The sequence below is a fragment of the Acidobacteriota bacterium genome, from assembly GCA_040754075.1.
Taxonomy (GTDB): domain Bacteria; phylum Acidobacteriota; class Blastocatellia; order UBA7656; family UBA7656; genus JBFMDH01.
This window is the reverse complement of the sequence record JBFMDH010000015.1, coordinates 56,140-76,786: the sequence shown is the minus strand read 5'-3', so window position 1 is coordinate 76,786 and position 20,647 is coordinate 56,140. Positions and strand designations below refer to the sequence as shown.

General features: G+C 50.0%; 18 protein-coding genes. 11 read left to right on the top strand and 7 right to left on the bottom strand.

All coding sequences use genetic code 11. From position 1 onward, the window contains the following. Positions 1-4: 4 nt before the first annotated feature. The 11 genes from AB1757_16995 to AB1757_16945 all read left to right on the top strand — a co-directional run bounded on the left by AB1757_16995 (position 5) and on the right by AB1757_16945 (position 13,695). Positions 5-1,054 (top strand): NAD-dependent epimerase/dehydratase family protein, encoded by a 1,050-nt coding sequence (locus AB1757_16995; GenBank protein ID MEW6128740.1) that lies wholly within the window; start codon positions 5-7, stop codon positions 1,052-1,054. Between the two features lie 243 nt (positions 1,055-1,297). Further along, positions 1,298-1,480 (top strand): hypothetical protein, encoded by a 183-nt coding sequence (locus AB1757_16990; protein ID MEW6128739.1) that lies wholly within the window; start codon positions 1,298-1,300, stop codon positions 1,478-1,480. 46 nt (positions 1,481-1,526) lie between these two features. Next, positions 1,527-1,988 carry a hemerythrin domain-containing protein gene (locus tag AB1757_16985; protein ID MEW6128738.1) on the top strand — a complete coding sequence of 154 codons (462 nt, stop codon included), beginning with the start codon at positions 1,527-1,529 and terminating at the stop codon, positions 1,986-1,988. Positions 1,989-2,051: 63 nt separating this feature from the next. Then, positions 2,052-2,261 carry a hypothetical protein gene (locus AB1757_16980; protein ID MEW6128737.1) on the top strand — a complete coding sequence of 70 codons (210 nt, stop codon included), beginning with the start codon at positions 2,052-2,054 and terminating at the stop codon, positions 2,259-2,261. A 29-nt stretch (positions 2,262-2,290) separates the two neighbouring features. Continuing rightward, positions 2,291-2,791 carry a hypothetical protein gene (locus AB1757_16975; GenBank protein MEW6128736.1) on the top strand — a complete coding sequence of 167 codons (501 nt, stop codon included), beginning with the start codon at positions 2,291-2,293 and terminating at the stop codon, positions 2,789-2,791. Between the two features lie 303 nt (positions 2,792-3,094). Continuing rightward, a complete protein-coding gene (locus AB1757_16970; GenBank protein ID MEW6128735.1) occupies positions 3,095-3,517 on the top strand; it encodes a hypothetical protein in 423 nt (140 codons plus the stop codon). 370 nt (positions 3,518-3,887) lie between these two features. Then, entirely contained in the window at positions 3,888-4,439 is a 552-nt protein-coding gene (locus tag AB1757_16965) for a copper-binding protein (protein ID MEW6128734.1), read from the top strand. 16 nt (positions 4,440-4,455) lie between these two features. Continuing rightward, entirely contained in the window at positions 4,456-6,828 is a 2,373-nt protein-coding gene (locus AB1757_16960) for an MbnH family di-heme enzyme (GenBank protein ID MEW6128733.1), read from the top strand. Between the two features lie 234 nt (positions 6,829-7,062). Continuing rightward, a complete protein-coding gene (locus tag AB1757_16955; GenBank protein MEW6128732.1) occupies positions 7,063-9,561 on the top strand; it encodes an ABC transporter permease in 2,499 nt (832 codons plus the stop codon). Between the two features lie 74 nt (positions 9,562-9,635). Further along, complete coding sequence (locus tag AB1757_16950) at positions 9,636-12,047, top strand: ABC transporter permease (protein ID MEW6128731.1); 2,412 nt, start codon at positions 9,636-9,638, stop codon at positions 12,045-12,047. 10 nt (positions 12,048-12,057) lie between these two features. Beyond that, on the top strand, positions 12,058-13,695 hold the full coding sequence (locus AB1757_16945; protein ID MEW6128730.1) for a PP2C family protein-serine/threonine phosphatase: 1,638 nt from the start codon (positions 12,058-12,060) through the stop codon (positions 13,693-13,695). Between the two features lie 199 nt (positions 13,696-13,894). On the opposite strand, the gene AB1757_16940 is transcribed toward AB1757_16945, so the two are convergent. The 7 genes from AB1757_16940 to AB1757_16910 all read right to left on the bottom strand — a co-directional run bounded on the left by AB1757_16940 (position 13,895) and on the right by AB1757_16910 (position 20,066). After that, complete coding sequence (locus AB1757_16940) at positions 13,895-14,350, bottom strand: hypothetical protein (protein ID MEW6128729.1); 456 nt, start codon at positions 14,348-14,350, stop codon at positions 13,895-13,897. Positions 14,351-14,361: 11 nt separating this feature from the next. After that, positions 14,362-14,850, bottom strand: coding sequence for a hypothetical protein (locus tag AB1757_16935; GenBank protein MEW6128728.1), 489 nt, complete (start codon positions 14,848-14,850; stop codon positions 14,362-14,364). A 110-nt stretch (positions 14,851-14,960) separates the two neighbouring features. After that, complete coding sequence (pgl, locus tag AB1757_16930; protein ID MEW6128727.1) at positions 14,961-15,749, bottom strand: 6-phosphogluconolactonase; 789 nt, start codon at positions 15,747-15,749, stop codon at positions 14,961-14,963. A 213-nt stretch (positions 15,750-15,962) separates the two neighbouring features. Beyond that, positions 15,963-16,763, bottom strand: coding sequence for a Cof-type HAD-IIB family hydrolase (locus AB1757_16925; GenBank protein MEW6128726.1), 801 nt, complete (start codon positions 16,761-16,763; stop codon positions 15,963-15,965). A gap of 71 nt (positions 16,764-16,834) precedes the next feature. Next, on the bottom strand, positions 16,835-17,398 hold the full coding sequence (locus AB1757_16920) for a hypothetical protein (protein ID MEW6128725.1): 564 nt from the start codon (positions 17,396-17,398) through the stop codon (positions 16,835-16,837). Positions 17,399-17,460: 62 nt separating this feature from the next. Beyond that, the gene (locus AB1757_16915) at positions 17,461-18,693 is read right to left on the bottom strand and encodes a PP2C family serine/threonine-protein phosphatase (GenBank protein ID MEW6128724.1); all 1,233 of its coding nucleotides are present in this window, start codon (positions 18,691-18,693) and stop codon (positions 17,461-17,463) included. 86 nt (positions 18,694-18,779) lie between these two features. Next, positions 18,780-20,066, bottom strand: coding sequence for a zinc ribbon domain-containing protein (locus tag AB1757_16910; protein ID MEW6128723.1), 1,287 nt, complete (start codon positions 20,064-20,066; stop codon positions 18,780-18,782). Positions 20,067-20,647: the final 581 nt, after the last annotated feature.

The window sequence follows — 20,647 nt, the reverse complement described above, 5'->3', positions numbered from 1 at the left end:
AACCATGAAAGTTCTTGTCATAGGTGGAAGCGGATATATCGGCAGCCACACAGTAGAAGAACTGTTGCGGCGCGGTTATGAAGTTTGCATACTGGTTCGCGGCATCACCACCCACCAACTCCCTACCAATACCCGAATCATCAAAGGCGACCGGCACAGCCCGGACGATTTAATCCGACTGCGCGCCGAGCATTTCGATGCCATCATTGACATCAACGCCTACACACGCGAAGCAACCCAACTCATCATTAAAACTTTCGATGGTTTCATCTCGCGCTTCGTCCATTTAAGCACTCTGGCGGTTTGTCAACGTTCAAGCATTCCGGTTACCGAAGACGATGCAATGGTGACCAACCCGAATGCCGGTTACGCCTATGATAAAGCCGAATGCGAACGCGCCTTGCGCTGGGCTTATGCCAAAAGCCGCTTCCCCTATGTCTGCATTCGTCCGAGCGCGGTGTATGGCGAACGCGACCGCCTGTCACGCGAAAATTATTATCTGAAACGCATGATTTCAGATGATGCGATTATCGTCCCCGATAGTGGGGCGGTTCCCATCTGGGCAGTTTATGTGAAGGATTTGGCAAAGGTATTAGCCAATGCGGTAAGCGCCAAAAATGTTGAGGGCAGGTGTTATAACCTGTCGCAACCGGAAGTCGTCACCATCAATCAACACATCGCCAACATTGCGCGCCTCATCCAGACGCCGGTTAAAATCCTGCACATTCCATCGCGCCTGCTTGAACGTCTGGGCTTCAATCTGGCGCATTTTCCCTATGCCTTACCCAATGATGAATTGATTTTAATCGACACGCGCGCGGTTCGCGCCGATTTACAATTTGCTGCAACCCCTTATGCGCAAGCCTTGCGCGACACCATCGAATGGTTTCTCGAACGCGGCGTTGACAGCGAACCCTCAATCGAAGAAGCCTTCCCGCCGGTCATTCCGCGTTCAAGAGAGCGCGTACTGGTCGAACGCTACCACAAAGCCACTCAGGAACTTGAAGACCGTTTGACCGATGAATGGTTAAACGAAGCCTTGCCGGAACTTTAATTGCAATTGACGAACAAAATCTATACAGCCGCAGTGTATGAATTAATCCCATTGTGTATGTTTAGAGAATAGCTTTAGAAATTGGCGTTTCCATTTTCTTCGCTTAAAGCGCGGCTTTGTGAACCGCAAAATAAAAGCAACCTCCTTCCTTATTCGGATTTCCGGCATTTTTCCGTGAAAAAATTGGCACAGGGCTTGCCCCTGAAATTCAGGGTTTCACCATACTACGCAAGGAGTTTTTTTATGTCTGAAAAGCAGCGTTTGAAAAAAGATAGCAGCGATAAAAATAAAGAAAATCAAGCCCGCAGAGAGGCTGAAGCCTATGCCGAGATAAAACGCGATTTATCTGCGTCCGATGAAAAAGGCAGACCTAAAGTCGGCGGTTCGGATGCCCGCAGTCCCCAAAACCGCAAAGCAAATGCTTAACCCATTCAACCCACCTCTTTTATGAAGAGGAGCGAAAGGAGAACTTATGAATGCTTTGGAGCTATTAACAGAAGACCACGAAAAAGTAGCAGAACTATTCTCGCAACTCGAAGACAGCGAAAGCGAGAGTGCCCGATTGAATCTTTTCGGGAAAATTAAAACCGAGTTGGAAACCCACACCCATATTGAAGAAACCTTGTTCTACCCCATGCTGGAAGACTATGAAGAATTGCAAGACCTGATTACGCAAGCCTATGAAGAACATAAACAGGTTAAAACCTTACTTCGCGAAATTGAGCAACTCGCCAGAGGCAGCGTATTGCTGGATGCCAAGTTAAACGTGTTACAGGAAAATGTTGAGCATCACGTCGAGGAAGAAGAGGGTGAGTTGTTTCCTCAAGTCGAAGATATTATCGAAGAGGAGGAATTGGAAAATCTCGGCAACGAGATGATGACGGCAAAACAGGAATTTCAAAAAGCCTACAAAGCAACGTCAGGTAGAAAATAACCGGACATTGAGGGCAACGCAATCAAATGCATTGCCCTCATCGCTTTTGAGAAAACCGCGCTAATGCCAGAGCGTAAGAAAAATGTTATCGGCTGGATTAGTTCTTTGATATTCACTCTCAGGTTATTTAAGCAGGTTTATAAACAATGGCAGGACGGCATCAGTGAAGAGGTTTACAAATGGTTATTCATCACCAATCCGGTTGTTTTCATCGGCGCGATTGTTGGCATAGGGGGTAGGTTTTGGCATAGACGCTATAAATATAAAAACTGATTTTCGTTTTTTTTATTAAAGGAGTGGTTATGAAACAGGAACATTCAAATCAAGCATCGCAGGCTTCACCAAAAGTCGGAAAAGTAGATGATGAAGGTGACCCGCGATTAAACGCATCGTCATCAAGTGATCATCCAAGTAAAAAGGAGCAGATTCTACAACTCCATCAAGACGGCATCACCGATGTTGCCGAGGTCGCTTATCTGGTTGATGCATCGCCTTCATATGTTGCCGAGGTCTTGCGTCAGGCGGGATTACTCACCGGTTATTTTGACCTCTATACGACGACCGCAAGCGAGCAGAATATTTATTCACGTTATTTTCGCAACATTCTCGCTTTTAAAAATGTCGAAGCCGCGCAGCAATCCATCGAGAAGATTGACCGGCTTTATTCCTACTTCGAGCGCATCGGTGACCGCGCGGGCCAACATCACGCCATGCTATTGGCTTTAACCGGCAAGAACCGCGCGCGCTGGAGCAACAAACTGGAAGAGGCGAAAATTTTCAGCGACTGGCTGGCGGCGCATTGATGCGGTTTATGGATTCATCCGTTGAATGACAACGAGGTGGAAGCAAACAATGATTTATAAACTTTAAAAATTCCGGCAGGTCAATAGAGCCGTTGGCGCTTGAATGTCGTTGAGTATCAGCTTCAGGTCGTCACGTTTTGTCAGGTGGCAAGCCATCCGCCTCAGTTTGAAGAACCGGACTATTTGACAGCACTTGTCCTTACACGCATTTGCACATCGCTATACCCTGCAAGCGAATTGGCAGGCACACTTTCTCTAAAATTATTTTACGCAAGAAAAGCTTCGTGCTAGATTTACCACGTCGTGACCTCCCAAGCACTCAACTGGTTAATCAAAATCCGCGCAGCCACCGGCGTACTGGCAATTGTGCTGAGTGCGCTCAGCCCAGCCGTCGCGCTCGCTTTGCAACCGGCAGAGAACGTTTGCGCGATGGCGTGCTGTATAAGCGAAGGCAATTGCTGTTGCACCATCAAAAAAGCCTTTGTTAAAGGGCAACCTCACGACGGTAAAACCAGTTTAACGCAAACAGAAATCGCCAAGCCCTGTTCGGAAAACTGCGCTGCATCAACATCGACGGTAAAAACGGTTTCGCGCAACGTCATCCACAAAGCAGTCACGCATGCCGTTTTATTCACCACCCTCATCACCTATTCACAACCGCCGCCAAATGCAAAAGAGACTTTTGATTTAACCGCTTTATCGCCGCGCGCGCCTCCGCTTTGCTGAATTCACTAATCTACCGACTTGGTTGTTTCAACCGAAACTCGCTGTTCGTGTGATGGCAGAGGTTTGGGGTCTTGAACAACTCATACCGTGTTGCAAAACAAAATTCGCGGCATACCTTCTGAAGTAGTCAATGACTGCGTCGGTCGTCAGTCAAAGGCTAACGCTCAACTTACGCCGTTTATTTTGCAACTCGATATCCGTTCACATCCATCGGGTCATCCACCATCCGTTACAAGCGTTGCGAAGGGCATCGGCTTGCAACGCTGACCAACTCAAAACTCAGCCTGGGTTATGTGGTGTGGATGGAACCGCTGGAAAAGGCGTGAAGATAATCTCTGTCACGCGAAAGGAAAAGGTATTGAACCAGCAAATGCAACATAATATTTTGCAACTCAAAAATCCCCTATGGCAGCTTTTTCATTGGATAACCACAGGCACAAAAGGTTTTCTGGTGATCGGTTTTCTTTTGTGTCTGACCGCCTGTCGCCCGTCAACCGTCGCCGAAACCCGGCGCTATTCATTGAGTGGTGAAATCAAATCCATCAATGCGCCAAGCCATCGCCTCACGATTACTCATGAAGCGGTTGCCGGTTATATGGAAGCCATGACGATGGATTATGCGGTCAACAAAGAAACTGATTTTAAGCCATTGAAACCCGGCGACCGGATTCAGGCGACGCTCATTCTACGCAACGATGAGTCCTGGCTTGAAGATGTCGTCATCAATCCAACAGCGGTTGACGCGCCTGGCGAAAAACCTGATGAACAAATGGCTGTAGAAAAAAATGCCGGCGCGTCGAAGAAAGCTTTATCTACGCGCGCAACCAAACCGCCCGGTAAACCGGCGGCAAGCAAACCGACATCAACGGGCGACGCTGCGTCAAGCAATCGTCATGAAGATCACACGGCTCACAGCCATTAACCGTAAGGAATAAATTATGAAAATCAAAAATATCAAAATCATCGCTCTTCTTATTATCATCACGCTGGCAATCTTCGCCGCGTTGATCAAGTTTGAAACCAACGTTGCGGCGCACGATGGCAAAGCCCACGCCCCTGCCGCCGCCAAAAAATTGCAAAACCCCTTGAACCTTACGGAAGCCGATTTAATCAACGGGCGCGCGCTTTACAACCAGCATTGCGCTTCGTGTCACGGCGCGGACGGCAAAGCACAAACCGCCGCCGCTAAAGCACTGAAGAAAAAACCGACGGATTTAACCGACCATCACACACACTTTCTCAAAGACGGCGAAATTTACTGGGTCATCGCCAATGGCATACGCACAAGCGGAATGCCTGCCTATAAAACCAAAATGAGCGAACGCGAACGCTGGCAGGTGGTCTCGTATGTCCGCCAGTTCTACCCTTACAAAGATGACGAACCGCAAAACCCTAAAACCTCTGCAACCTCGTCATCACAAACCCAAGACCTCGCCATCAATTTTCGCGCGATGGTCGGCGACCAGAATTTCACTTGTTCATCAAGCTACGAGGGGATTGGCACGACGGGTTCAACCATCACGGTTTCGGATTTTCGCCTCTATGTTCATAACCTGCGGTTGATTGACAGTCGAGGCAATGAAGTTCCTTTGCAACTCGCACAAGACGGCAAATGGCAATATGACAATGTCGCTTTGTTGGATTTTGAAAACGGCGAAGGCAATTGCGCCAACGGCACCAAAGAGATAAACGACACGATTCGCGGCAAAGCGCCCGTCGGCAATTATGTCGGCTTGCGCTTTATTGTCGGCTTGCCTTTCGATAAAAATCACAATGACCCGACCACGCAACCTTCGCCATTGAATCTCAGTCGTATGTTTTGGAACTGGAATGCCGGTTATAAATTCGCCCGCATCGACATGAAAACCACAGGTCAGCCGAAAGGCTTCGTGTTGCATCTCGGCAGCACCAGTTGTATGCCGAACACTTCGCCCAACACCGTGCCGACCGCCTGCGCCAACGGCAATCGCCCGGAAATCACTTTGAAAAATTTCAATCCGCAAGGCGATGTGGTGATTGCCGATTTGAAGGCGCTGCTCAAAGACACCAACGTCGATGTCAATCAACCGAATACTGCGGTCGGTTGTATGTCGGCGTCACAGGACGCGGATTGCGCGGGAATATTTAAGAATTTAGGCTTGCCGTTTGCCGGCGTCGCCGCCACCGGACAGAGCTTTTTTCATCTTGAAAAATCTACGAAAACGGCGAGCGCGACTACAGAAGGTGAAGTGATGAAAGCGCGCGCCGCAGCCTATGAGTGGAATTTGCCGAAAGGGTTTCCGACCCCAAGGGTTCCCGAAGACAATCCGATGACCGCCGAAAAAGTCGAACTCGGACGTTACCTGTTTTATGACAAACAACTCTCCATCACCGGCAAATTCGCCTGCGCTTCGTGTCATAAACAGGAGCGCGCTTTTGCCGATGAAAATCCGTTGGCAGTGGGCGCGACCGGCGAACATCATCCGCGCAACAGCATGGGATTGACCAACATCGCCTATAGCCCCGTGCTCACCTGGTCAAATCCCAATATGCGACAGTTGGAAAAACAAGCCCTGGTGCCGATGTTCGGCGAACATCCCATCGAACTCGGACTTTCAGGAAAAGATGTGGAAGTGTTGCAGAGGTTGAAAGGCGAACCAATTTATCAAAAACTTTTTGCCGCAGCCTTCCCCGAAGACCGCGACCCGTTTACACTCGGCAATCTCACCAAAGCGCTCGCTTCGTTTGAACGCACATTGATTTCCGGCAATTCGCCTTATGACCGTTACCGTTATAGTGGCGACAAAAATGCGATTTCGGCTTCGGCAAAACGCGGCGAGAACCTGTTTTTCAGCGAACGCCTGGAATGCTTTCACTGTCACGGCGGTTTCAATTTCACCGAAACCGTTGACCACGTTGGCAAAGCTTTTGCCGAGATCGAATTTCATAACACCGGTCTCTACAACATCGACAGCAAAGGCGCGTACCCTGCGACTAACACCGGCATCTTTGATTTCAGCAAAAATGCCGAAGATATGGGCAAATTCAAAGCGCCGACGCTGCGCAACATCGCGTTGACCGCGCCGTTTATGCACGATGGCAGCATTCAAACTCTGGAAGAAGCGATTGACCATTATGCAGCGGGCGGACGGACAATTAAATCAGGCGAGTATGCGGGGGTCGGACGCGACAATCCCTTCAAGAGCAGTTTCGTGAAAGGTTTCAAGCTGACCGCGCAGGAGAAAACGGATTTGGTGAATTTTTTAAAGAGCCTGACCGATGAACTGTTCATCACCGATGCACGCCTTAGCGACCCCTGGAAAAAAGATTGACCGCAATTGAAAAATGACCGAACCACCCGCGCCATTTAAAAGCCATTACGCGACTTTCTCCTGGTTGGCGCGGGAATGCGGTCTGCCGGAGCGCCAGGGTTGCAATCGCTTGCGCTCCGGCTTTTTCGTGATGATAGATTTTTAACCCGCCGGTTAAAATTTATTTATTCATCAGATTGGTTCAATACCCTTTTCAACCAATCCTGCCAGCCTCTTTATGGCAATTGTAAAAAGTTGCAAAAACATTCCGGTAGCGAAACGCAAGTCTATTTATTGCCACTTACTGCCAACAAAATCTTTTGGGAGGAACTCAAAATCGTGCTGCAAGACCTGCGATTCGCATTCAGAATGTTTGTTAAACAACCGGCTTTCACCTTTATTGCCATCCTGACGTTGGCGCTTGGCATCGGCGCAACCAGCGCCATCTTCAGCGTCGTTTATGGCGTGTTGTTGCGCCCGCTTTCACTGCCTGACCCTGACAAGGTCGTCAATCTCTGGGAAGCGCGATTCGAGAGCAGCCAGGGCATAACCTTTCAAGGTTCGGTCTCTGCGCCAAATTACTTTGATTGGCGCGAACAAAACGAAGTCTTCACAGGACTTTCTGCCTATCAGTTCACCAACCTGAGTCTGCAAACCGCAGAGCAACCCGAACGCATTCGCGGCGCGATGGTTTCAAGCGAATTTTTCGATGTGCTCGGTGTGCAACCCCTCAAAGGTCGCATATTTTTGCAGGGCGAAGACCAGCAGGGCAAAAACCATGTCGCGATTTTGAGTTATCAACTCTGGCAACGCAATTTTGCGGCTGACCCCGACATCGTCAATAAAGAGATTATTCTCGGCGGCGAAACCCATACCATCATCGGCGTGATGCCTGCAACCTTCGGTTTCCCTTCACGGTTCACGGAAATCTGGATACCGTTAATCATTCCGCCAGACCTTGCCGCCAATCGCGGCTATCATTACTTGCTGACTATCGCCAGACTCAAAGACGGCGTGATGCTTGAACAGGCGCAAGACCACCTGAAAGCCATCGCGCGCGGCATCGAAGAAAAATATCCCAATGAACAGACCGGCAGAAGCATTCTGGTGATTCAGGCGCAGGAACAGTTGGTGCAAAACATTCGTCCGGCGCTATTGATGCTCCTGGGCGCGGTCGGTCTGGTGCTCTTGATTGCCTGCACCAATGTTGCCAATCTCCTGCTGGCGCGCGCCACCGCAAGAACCAGAGAAATCGCTATTCGCACGGCGCTTGGCGCAAGCCGTTTTCGATTGATTGCGCAATTTTTAACCGAAAGCGTTTTGCTTTCGTTGATGGGCGGCGCGCTCGGTTTACTGCTGGCTTACTGGGGCGTCGATGTGTTGTTAAACCTGGCGACCAATTTCCTGCCGCGTGTCAATGAAGTCTCGCTTGATTGGCGGGTCATCGTTTTCACACTGGGAATTTCCATCGTCACCGGCATACTTTTCGGACTGGCTCCGGCTCTGCAAATTTCCAAACCGAATATTCAAAGCTTTTTGAAAGAAGGTGGCAGTTCCGGTCACAGTCCGCATCGCAACTGGTTGCGCAGCACTTTTGTGGTTTCGGAAATCGCGCTTTCGCTGATGCTGCTGGTTGGTGCGGGACTGTTGATAAAAAGCTTTTCGTATCTGCTTGAAATTGATTCCGGCATGAAACCCGACAATGTTTTAACTATGGGCATTGCGCTGCCACAGGCGAAATATTCAACCCAGCAAACGGCGGCGGCTTTTCATCGCCAGATTCTTGAACGGCTTGCGGCGTTGCCGACCGTCAATTCCGTAGGAATCATTAATATGCTTCCCATTCAACAGACCGGCAATAACGGGTCATTTGAAATCGAAGGCAAACCGCCTTACCCCGTCGGTCAGGAACCCATCGCTGAAAAACGTTCGATAATCGGCGATTATTTTAAAGCATTAGGAATCGCCGTGGCGGAAGGCAGAACTTTCACTTCACAAGACCAGGAAAAGTCTACGCCGGTGGTCATGGTCAACAAAACATTCGTCAAGAAATTCATGGATAGCGACAGCGTTGTCGGCAAACGCATCAATGTCGGAGATAATGTTGATTGGCGCGTCATCGTTGGCGTTGTTGAAGACATCAGACAAAACGGCATCACCAGAGAACCGATGCCGGAAATTTATGTGCCCATCAACCAATCCGGTTTTCCCATCAACAGCATCAGTCTGGTGGTGCAGACAACGACGAATCCCACCGCTTTAACTTCAGCCATTCGTCACGAAATTCAAGCGATTGACCCGATGCAACCGATTCACAATGTCAAAACTATGGAAGAGGTCATTAGTGATTCGGTCGCCGGCAATCGTTTGAACATGACGCTGCTGACGATTTTCGCGGGGCTTGCCATCATCCTTGCGGTAATCGGAATCTACAGCGTGATGTCTTACACCGTCACCCAATCCACCAAAGAAATCGGCATTCGACTGGCGCTTGGCGCGGACACCTTGAATGTTTTGAAACTCGTTCTCGGACAGGGTTTCGTGCTGACGCTTATCGGTATTGCAATCGGCATTGCCGGAGCATACGCTTTAACGGGCTTGATGTCCGGTCTATTGTTTGGCGTGAAGGCAACCGACCCGGTGGTTTTCATTGCCGTGTCGGTGATTTTGATTATCGTAGCGTTGGCTGCCTGTCTGGTTCCTGCCAGACGCGCAATCAAAGTTGACCCGATCATTGCCCTCAGATACGAATGAGCCGAAAACCGCGTAAGCTGATGATGCAGTTTTTGGCTTAAAGAGAATCGGCATTTGAAAAAGGAGATTTGATTATGGCAAACCTGTTGCAAGATATTCGCTATTCTCTTCGCGGGGTAAAACACAATCCTCTATTTGCGTTCATCATCATAATTATTCTTGCGCTCGGCATCGGCGCGAATACCGCAATCTTCAGTTTCGTCAACGGCGTATTATTAAAGCCGCTGCCTTTCGATGAGCCTGAACAATTGATGGTCATTGGCGAAAATAATCCTGAAAAAGGTTCTTCGATAAGCGTCGCTTCGCCTCGCAATCTGGAAGATTGGGAAAAGCAGAGTCAAACCATAGAACAATTCGGAGCCTGGCGCGATTGGCGATTCGGCATTTCTACTGCCGAAGGAAAGCGGCTGATTGCAAGCGGCATCGCCTCTCCGGGTTTGTTTCTGGCGCTCAAAGTTAAGCCCGTTTTGGGTCGCGTGTTCTTAACCGAAGAAAACCAGAAAGGACGCGACCATGTGATTTTGATTAGTCATAGTTTTTGGAAAAGCCAATTCGGCGGCGACACCAACATCGTCGGTCAATCAATGATTTTGGACAAAGAGAGTTTCACAATCGTGGGAGTTTTGCCGCCGGAAATGGAATCGCTCGATTTAGGTTCTTTCAAAATCTGGGCACCGCTCACCGTTGACCCCGATCAATTCCTTGACCGCTCTTTGAGAAACCGCAGAGTTTATGGGCGATTGAAAGACGGCGTTTCTATCAATGAAGCGCAAGCCGAAATGAGCCTCATCGCTCAACAACTCACGCAACAATACCCAAAGGACAATGCGGGTTGGGAGGTTTCCCTTACTCCCTTAATGGAAAATGTGGTTGGCGAATATCGTTCAACGCTTTTCATCTTTTTGGGCGCAGTCGGATTGGTGTTGTTAATTGCCTGCGCCAACATCGCCAATCTGATGCTTGCTAAAGCGGCAACGCGGCGAAAAGAGTTTGCGATTCGCAGCGCGCTTGGCGCAGGTCAATGGCAAATGATTCGGCAATTGCTGACGGAAAGCGTGCTGCTATCGGCAATGGGCGGGTTAATGGGTTTCTTCCTCGCCTTCTGGTTGGTTGATTTGTTCATCGCCATCAGTCCCGACAACATACCGCGAGTTGCTCAGGTCAAAGTAGACGGCGCGGTCTTGGCTTTTACTTCCGCGCTTTCGATTTTAACGGGAATGATTTTAGGGTTGGTTCCGGCGCTGCAATCATCAAAGCTCAATTTGGTTGAAGAGTTGAAAGAAGGACAGAGCCGTTACGCAAAGTGGTCGGGGTTCAGGTTTCGCAGTTTCCTGGTAATCTCACAAATAGCCATAGCTTTGGTTTTGTTAATCGGCGCAGCTTTGTTAGGGCAAACTTTTTTCAGGTTGATGAATATTCAAACGGGCTTTAATCCTGAAAACCTGCACACCGTCAGTCTGTTTCTGCCTATGGACAAATACAAAACCCGGCAGCAGATTTCCGACACCTATCAAAAAATTGCAGAAGAGTTGAAATCCATACCCGGCGTTCAATCGGTCGGCGCGACTTCTGCGGGACCGCAATTCGGCGGCTTTGAGCCTGTTGATTTTCTTGTTGAAGGACAAGCCGCTCCCGCTTCCGGCATTTATCCACAAGCCAGATATTTCAACATTGGCGCGGATTATTTTCACACGCTCGAGGTTCCTGTAATGATGGGACGCGAATTTAACGCTCAAGACAATGCATCATCAGTTCCCGTCGCCATTATCAACGAGACCATGGCTAAACAGTTTTTCAAAAACCAAAACCCGATAGGCAAGCGTGTGCAGTTGGTAAGAGAGAACGGCGCGGTTGAAGTGGTGGGCGTGGTCGGCGATATGAGGCGTTACGGATTGGGAGCAAAAGTCGAGCCTGAAATCTATTACCCTTTTATGCAAAAGCCCAGAGGGGCGACCTTCTTTGCCGTGCGAACCGACGCAACTTCGCCAAATATTGAATCCGCCGCGCGCGCCCGCCTGGCGAATCTCGACCCTGAAATCATCGTCACCAATGTAAGAACTTTTGATTACTTCGTTACTTCAACGCTCAGGCGTCCGCAATTCAATATGCTGTTGCTTATCGTTTTTGCGGGGCTTGCCGTCTTGCTGGCAACAGTCGGTATTTACGCGGTGATGTCTTACACCGTGACGCAATCCACCAGGGAAATCGGCATTCGCATCGCGCTTGGCGCGCAACAAAGCGACATTCTTAAAATGGTTATGAGACGCGGACTCGTATTGACGCTTACGGGAATTGCTTTGGGCATCTTCGGCTCTTTTGCCTTAACGCGGGTGATGTCCAGCGCATTGTTCAATATATCGCCAACCGACCCGGCAACCTTCGTTCTGGTGTCTGTCATTTTAATTTCGGTTGCCATGCTGGCATGTTTTTTGCCTGCGCGACGCGCCACGAAAGTTGACCCGATGATGGCGCTCAGAAATGAATGAAGGCATGAAGATGAGAATCATTCCGCGTTTCGTGATGCCAAAGATTAACCCGATGATTCGCCACCTTAAACGCTTGCGGCGTTATTTCACCGTGCCCGTCATCGCCTTGCTCATTGAAATGCTGCTGCTTGCTGCCGCTTTAATCTTTATTTTCACGGGCAGTCGCGCCAGTTGGCTTGACCGGCACGGCGCGCGATACGATTTGCTGGTTTTAAGCGCCATATTGATAGTCTTCTTTCTCTTGCATCTGGTGACGACGCGCAAAATCATTCCGTGGATCAATCAAAAATTATCGCCGCCGGTTTATGATGAACGCCGCATTCTCTTTGATTTCGGACAGGAAGCCCATAAGGCAAAAAATATTTCTCAACTCTATCAATCGCTGGTCAGGCAAATCGGCGAAGCCTTGAAAAGCGAAAACGTTTCCATTTTTGTGCGCGATGATGCGACCGGCAATTTCCTCTGTCGCATTTCGTCGGATACGTTAAGCGATAGTGAAACTTCGCAATCAGGCGACCTCAAAGAGAATTCCTTCAATCCCGATCTGACCATTGCAAAAGAGGCGTTCGTCATCAAGCGATTGCAATATCTTACAAAACCGATGCCCGTCACCACGGCTGAATATGAAGCCTGGGAAAAAGCCCTTACTACTTTTGCTTCCGAAACACGCGAAGCCCGAATGCGCGAAAGCGCCATCTTAAAACGCATCCGAACGCGATTGCTCATTAAGCTCACGCTGAAAGAGCAAATCATCGGCTTGATTTCACTGGGACCCCGGCGCGGCGAACATCAATATTCGGAACGCGACCAGGAGATGCTGATGTCCATCGCCAGTCAGGTCGCTTTGGTTATCGAAAACTCGAAACTCATCGAACGCATCGTTGCCGAAGAAAAATTGCGCCGCGAAATTATGCTGGCGGCGGATGTGCAGAAACGCCTTTTCCCTGAAAAAGCGCCGGTTTCATCGGTCGTTGATCTGACGGGATTTTGCCAACCGGCACGCGGCATTGGCGGCGATTATTATGATTTTCTGCCATTTGAAAATGACAAAATCGGTTTCGCGATTGCCGATGTTTCGGGCAAAGGAATTTCCGCAGCCTTGGTCATGTCAAATGTGCAGGCATCGCTGAGAAGTCAGACGATGGCGCATCCGAGCAACGGGCACAAACGCAGTTCAATCGTTGAAATGGTTTCAACCCTCAATAAACTGCTCTGCCAATCGACCGGGTCTTCGACCTATGTGACGTTTTTCTATGCGCAGATTGATGGCGCGAGTCGCATGATGACCTATGTCAACGCCGGACATAATCCGCCGTTCATTTTACGCAAAGCGCCCGACGGCGAAGACTATTTGAAGATGACCACCGGCGGCTCAGTAATCGGCATGTTCGATTCCTGCCTTTATGAAGAAGAGACTATCCCGTTGCAAAGCGGCGATATTTTAATCGCTTTCACGGATGGCGTGAGCGAAGCGTTGAGCGCAATAGGCGAAGAGTTCAGCGAAGAACGCTTGATTGAAGCGGTGTCGCGGGTGGCGCATCTTCCGGTCGAAGAAATCCGCGAAGCGATTGTGCGCGAAGTGCAGATGTGGTGCGAAGGCGCGCCGCAACACGATGATTTGACCTTCGTGGTTGTGAAGGTCAAATGAGCCTGAGGAGAAGACTGGTCGAGCAACTTGAAATTCTCAAGATAGAACACCAATGCCGCGAAGAACACGAAATTAAACCAGACCAATCGGTTTGCTCAGCCTGGTGTCCTCTTCGCAATCCTGGTGTTTAATTCGCTTTCCAATTTATCGACTTGCCTGTTGGAATATTTTTCAACGAACAACCGCATAGGCGAACTGCCTACGGCAAACGCACCGCCGAGAAGGTTCCGTTAGAGGTATCATATTGCGCGTGATTGTTCGGATTAAGCGTATCCCACATCACAATCACATCGCCTTTTTTAATCACCTCGCCTTTGATTTTTCCAATCATCACCAGTGAGGCGCACGGCACATCGGGCGAACACGGCAATTCAGTGGTAATCGACACGCGCTTGGCAACCTGTCGCCAGACGCCGCCGACCGTGCGACTGGCTTCATCGGTCAAGGTCATACGCCCATGCAGACTTTCGATGCGAGGGCTGGCGTCAACCATAAAAACCATTGTGCGCGTCACGTTGCTGCCCGGCGCCTCGGGTAGGTTGACGGTGAGTCGCCATTTGCCTTGAAATTTCGGAGCCGCCAAAACCGGAAAGACCAACAGCAGGCAAAGTGAAATCGTAGTTAAAGCAAGCAGGGGTCGTCTATTGTTCATCATCGCTTGTCTCCTTATTCGATACGGTCGCCGGTAAACGCGAAGGGCCAGGTGTCATAACCGGTCGGGCGCGTCGTATCCGTCACATCAAAAAAAGCCGTCATCGTTCCTCTGACGCGATTGTCATTGACGAATTCGCCGCGCATCACCACCGACCCGCAGGGGAAATTGTCATCCGGGCACCACAGTTGAAAGGTGGCGCTGAAGCGATTGCCATCCATACGCCAGACACCAAGCGGGTGAACGCTGGTGCCGACATCTTCGCGGTCAACGAATCCTGTGCGAATGCCGCCATCTTCGCTGAAATGCATATCGCGGTCGGGAAAGCCAAGGGTGTTGCCTTTGTTGGAAACTTTTTCGTCGTTAATCGGTGTCGAACGAATCTGCCACCTGCCGGCAAGCGTCGGCTGAGTTTGCATGGTGGCTTTCGGAACAAACACTGAACCGATGAAAAATAAAAAAGAAATGGTTAAAAGAACTGTAAAAATGGGTCTTTTTCGCATATTGATTCTCTCGAATGGGAGATAGGGTTTTGAGCGCTTGTCCTATTAAAGCTAAATCATTGAGATAAAAATTGTCCAGCAAAGTTTGATGCGCAATGGGTGAAACGGCTTTACAACCGCGCAGCCGCCGCTTCGTCCACCATCCAGAGCAACGCGCCTTTCGTCGGCTTGATGAGTTGGCTCGGATACAACGCCGGTTGCGGTTCGCCTTCGAGAACGCTTTTCAAAGTCTCGGCTTTATCGGCTCCAGCAACCAGAAAGGTGATGTTGCGCGCATGATTGATGGTCTTTGCCGTGAGGGTGATGCGATAGGTATTGAACTTTTCAACGAAGTTGGCAACCACAATGTCGCTATCATTTTTTAGAGCCTCGGAATACGGAAAGAGCGAGGCGGTGTGTCCGTCGGCTCCCATGCCGAGAAAAATCAAATCGAAGCGCGGGACGTTCGTGAGCGGCGTAGTGGTTTTATGGGGATTGGTCATTTTGAGAAAAAAATCGCTGAGCGTTTCACTGTACTGACGCGCCGCTTGATGGGGGTCAGGCATTTCTGCCGGGATGCGAAAAATATTTTGTTCGGGAACCGGCACTTTTGAAAGCAAAGTCTCGCGGGTCATGCGGAAATTACTGTCGGCGTGGTCGGGCGGCACCGAGCGTTCATCGCCCCAGAAAAAATAGATGGAAGACCACGGCACGGTTTCAACAAAAGGTGACTCAGCGAGCAACGCAAACATGGCTTTCGGCGTAGACCCGCCCGCAAGCGCCACCGTGAAATGCCCATTGCCGATGACGTATTGATCGGCAAGTCGCGCAAACCGACGCGCCGCTTTCAATGCGAGTTCCTCGCTGTCACCATAAATGCGAATCTGCACACCCGATTTTTCAAGCATCCTGCACGCCATAATTCCTCCAATAATGTTTCGTCATAGAGATTTTAAAAGAAGAAGGGGAGAAAGGGAGAGAGGGAGAAAGGGAGAGCAACGTTTAGCATCTTTCTTTGCTGATTCGTTAAGGATTTAAATTTACCAAAAAAATAGAGGTCTAATGTCTCCCCTTCTCCCTTTCTCCCCTTCTCCCTTTCTCCCTTTCTTCTCTTACTCCCCTTCTTTTCTTACTCATGCTTGCAACACATACTTATCAATGCCGCGCGCCCAGCCTTCGTTGTCATTTGAACTGGTGATATAAGTCGCGGCGTCAACCACTTCGTCAACCGCCTGCCCCATCGCGATGCTCACTCCAGCTTGCTCGAACATCACGACATCGTTGGGTCCATCGCCGATGACCGCGATTTGGGTTTTCGGGACATTAAAGACCGTTGCCAGATGTTCGACCACCGAACCTTTGTGAAAGCCGCGCGCCGTCACATCTAAAAATCGCGGCTTGGATTTTGACGCGGAAACTTCGTTGCCGAGTTCTGCAAGCACGCGCTGTTCGGCAACGGCTACGAGTTCAGGTTTGCCGACGACAGTGAGCTTTACCAGAGAGTCTTTCAGCTTGTCGTCATAACCCGCGAAATCAGGTTCAAATCCCGAGGTGTGAATTTCGCGTTCCGTGAAAGCGTCGCGGCTCTTTGCCCACCAGCCTGTTTCATCGTAAAGCCAGACGCCGATGCCCACTTCATCGGCGATTGCTTTGATGTGCGCGGTGATTTCCGCGGGCAAGGCGCTGCGCAATTTGATTTCGCCATCCATGGTTAGAATCAGCGCGCCGTTAAATGACGCAAACGGCAAATGGAGATTCAATTCTCTGGCGAGCGGAAACATGCTGCGTGGCGGGCGCGAACTGGCAAGCGACAGACTGATGCCCGCTCCGTACAATTTATTAGCGGTGGCTTTCGTCGCCTCGGTGATTTCGTGATTGGAAGTAATCAACGTCCCATCAATATCAGAGATGACTAATTTGATTGGTTGAGGCATGAGTTTTCATTCGAGAATTAGCTTAACTTGCAACAAAGAGAAGCGCGATGCACATACCACATAACTGATCTTTAAGAACCTTTGGGAATACTCGCTGCCAGTTTAGCTATTGCTTCAACAGCTTTCTTCTTTAATTCAATCTTTGAATTACCTATATGAATTGCTGATTTCTTTGCTGTGGTCATTCTCTCAGCCAATTGTATAAAGGTCTTCAACGGTATAGGAAGAATCCACATTTCAATAGCTATTTCTTTTCCTACCCTGGAGGTTTGTAACCGCATTGATCCCAAGTGCCAGATATTTTCATCAGCAGTAAAACCAATACCTTTTCCCTTAATCAGATCAGAAGTTCCATCCGGTTTTATGAATGTATCCAAAACCAATGTAATAAATGCCGGTTGAGAAAGCTGCATTCCAACCCCACTATAAAACATTGACAGTTTAATCTCTGGCAGTTCCCACAAGTGACCATGAATTATCATTGGTCCAACTTGCATTATCGTCTTATCCTTACCCTTATCATACTGACTCCTCACCTTATAGTTTTCATTTTGGGTAAAAAATTCCTGGCAAGGGATGGGACAAACAATAATTAATTCACAGAAAAATGCCATAAGAATTATCTTTAATCTCATTGTCGTACCACCATATGCCTGTCGTTTGTTAGACAGTAGTTTCTCTCACATAAAATACTGAATCAACTATGCAATAAAGAATGGCTTGGGCTGCGGTTGAGGTTTTCGGTCGGGCGTTCGCTGTCGTTGTGTTTTTCAAATCGGGGTTTGACGAAAAAGTAACCGGCGACGGCAAGCAACAATAATAACACCAGAGCGATAATCCACATGGTCAGGTTGCGGCGTTCGTTTGCTGTGCGTTGGCGTTCAAAAAATTCTCTCGCCTGCGTGGCATCCGTAATATATTCGCCCTGTCCATCGGCGTTTTCGGCTTCGGCAGCGAGACTTGCGGGCATCCTGAGAACACCGGTTACCGGCGCGCGATGCTCTTCGTCGCTTGCCTCGTCATCCTGACCGTTGGGCGGCACATAACGGCTGGCAATGAATGCCGCTTCTTCGTAAGAGATGGTCTTTTCAAAGGCGTTATAACTTCCGGTGATGCGTTTGGTCTGCGTCGTCGCTTTCAAATCCGCGCCGCTAAACGCCGCGACAATCACCGTGATGTTGTCTTCGCCGCCGCGTTCGTTGGCGACTTCGATAAAGCGTGTGCCTGCGGCTTTCAGATTATCGGTTTCGCCAATCACCCGTGGCATCTCTTCATCGCGGATTTTATTCGACAGCCCGTCGCTGCAAACCAATAACAGATCGCCCTGACAAAGTTCCATTTCGGTCATCACCACGCTTACAGCGGGTTGCGTGCCGAGCGCCTGAAGAATGACGTTTTGCGGAATCAAATGCGCCTGGTCGGGTTGAATCATGTCCGAATCCAACAAGGCTTGCACCAGGGACTGGTCGCGTGTGAGTTGTTCGGCATTGCCATTGCGGATGAGATAGGCGCGCGAATCGCCGACCTGTGCGATGTGCGCGATGTTGTCTTTGACCAGCACGGCGGTCAAGGTCGCGCCCATACCTAAAAGTTCGGGATTTTGTTGGGCATAATTCCAGATGCGCTCGTTGGCGATTTCCGTAGCGATTTGCAAATGTTCGGCGAGCGACTCACAGGCAAGGGGTTTGGTGAGTTCTTCAAAAAGGGTACGGACGGCGAGTTCGCTGGCGACTTCACCGGCGGCGGCTCCCCCCATGCCATCGGAGACTGCCATCAGATAACCGTTGTCGCCAAGCGAATGGGCGATGAGTTCAGCGCCGTTGTCATTTTCGCTGCGGGTTAAATCGGCGATTAAAAATGAATCTTCATTTGCCGCACGGCGCATGCCAACGTGTGTATCAGCAAACAGTGAAATCGAAACATCGCTCATCCGGTAGCCTCTAACCTCAGTATCCGGCAAGCCATCCGAAAATGCCCAAAAGGATTTCGGCTGCTTGTCGCAGTCGCGCCTGGCAACTATTTTTCAAAACGAAATAGCTGTTTGCCAACTAAAATCATGTCGCCCGGCTCAAGTTTGACTTCGCCTTTGATACGCACGAAGGTGCCATTGCGACTGCCTTCATCAACCAAAAAGAAATCGCTACCGCGTTGAATAATTTTTGAATGACGACCCGACATATAACCATCGTGCGGGAAGGTAATTTGACCTGTGGTGCGACCAATGCCGGTCTCTTCTTGTAAATCATAGACCTCGCCGGTCTGCCCGCCTTCCATCACCAGATGCAATCTGCCTTGCACGGCAGGCGGCGCCGGCATGGATGAAATCACCAGAGTGTGCCCTGCACCAGAACTGGCGGGCGCGGTCGGCACATTGGTCGGCGCAGTCGGCACAACCGGCGTCGGCGCAACTGGCGTTGGCGCAACTGGCGTCGGCGTCGTGGCAACCGGCGTCGGCACCGTTTGTGGAACCGGCGGTGGAATCGGTATGGATGGCGTCAGTGCTGATGGCGTCAGTGCCGATGGCGTCAGCGCCGCGCCGCAATTGGCGCAGAACAGGCTTCCGGCGGCGCTTTTATGCACACATTTCGGGCACACCACTTCATTACCGCTTTTCACAGGCGCGTAGTTCTGACTCTCTTCAACGATGGTCGTAGCTTCATCCGATGCGGTATTGAAAAAGGTTGGCGCGGTCGTCAGTTCCGGCGAACCCGTAACCGCAGGTTTCGGTTCGGTCATTTTATTTTCGACTTGCACATCAGTTGGCGCTGTGTGCACAACCGTAGGCGGCACCGGTGCAGTTGATGGCGAATTGGTCACAACCGTCGGCGCTTGATGCACAACCGTCGGTGGCACAGGCGGCAAAGTCGATTCGGTTTTGGGCGGCGTTGGCGGTTGCGAAACCGGCGCAGTGGGAATGCGTTCAACCGGTGGCGGATTGACCGCAGCCTCCACCGGAGGAATTTGCATATCCACGACGGTCGCCGCCGGGTCAAACACCGGTTTATTAATCGGAGCGGTTCCGGTATCGCGCATGATGACGGTTTCGCGGTCAAACGATGAAGGAGGGGTTGGCGGAGGTTGAACCGGTTCGGTTTTCGGTTTTTCGGCGCTCAGTTTGTACCCGCATTCCTGACAAAACGCCCAGTCGGCATCATTGGTGGTTTTGCAAACCGGACAGGTGATTTGCAAAGGCGGTGCCGGCATCTGCATCGAAGCGCCTGCCGCTTCAAGCGATGCCGCACACATACGACAAAATGGCGCGCCATCGCGATTTTCCGCGCCACAATTCGGACAGGTTATCATAGTTCTAAGCTCGCTCCTTACTCTGATGACTTCCGCGACATTATACGAAAAGGCTGATTTGTTTGAAAGCGTTGTGCGAGAAAAGGCTTATTGGCAGGTAAAGCGGCGCGCAGTCGATTGACTGAAAAAATGTATCAGAGTCCAGGATGAGACTCGGCGACTGCATCCTGAACTCTGACGTGAAGAAGCCAATGAATACCAAGGGAGGTACCTATTCACCCATCAGCTTCAAGAGAGTAGTGGCAAACCGTTATTGATTTGTTCGGAACCTATGTATTGAAGCCCTTTTAAAAACCATATGAATCGTCAGTTTAAAACATTTATGAATTTGGATGCCTGTGCGGCTGGCCTCCTCTTAATCCAGCCGCACAGGTGAAGACATTCCGCTACAAGAATTGTCGCCCGTATGGAAGGCAAGCCCTGTGCCAGCCGCGCCATTCAAGAAAACTTGCGGATTTACGGGGCTTTTTTAATCGGTCGCCGGTTCGGGCATATGCCGCTTACTACAAATTCGTGCCTCGCTTCCCCCTATCATACAAAATTGTAATATCGATAGATTCGCCATCAATGCCCGTCAAAGA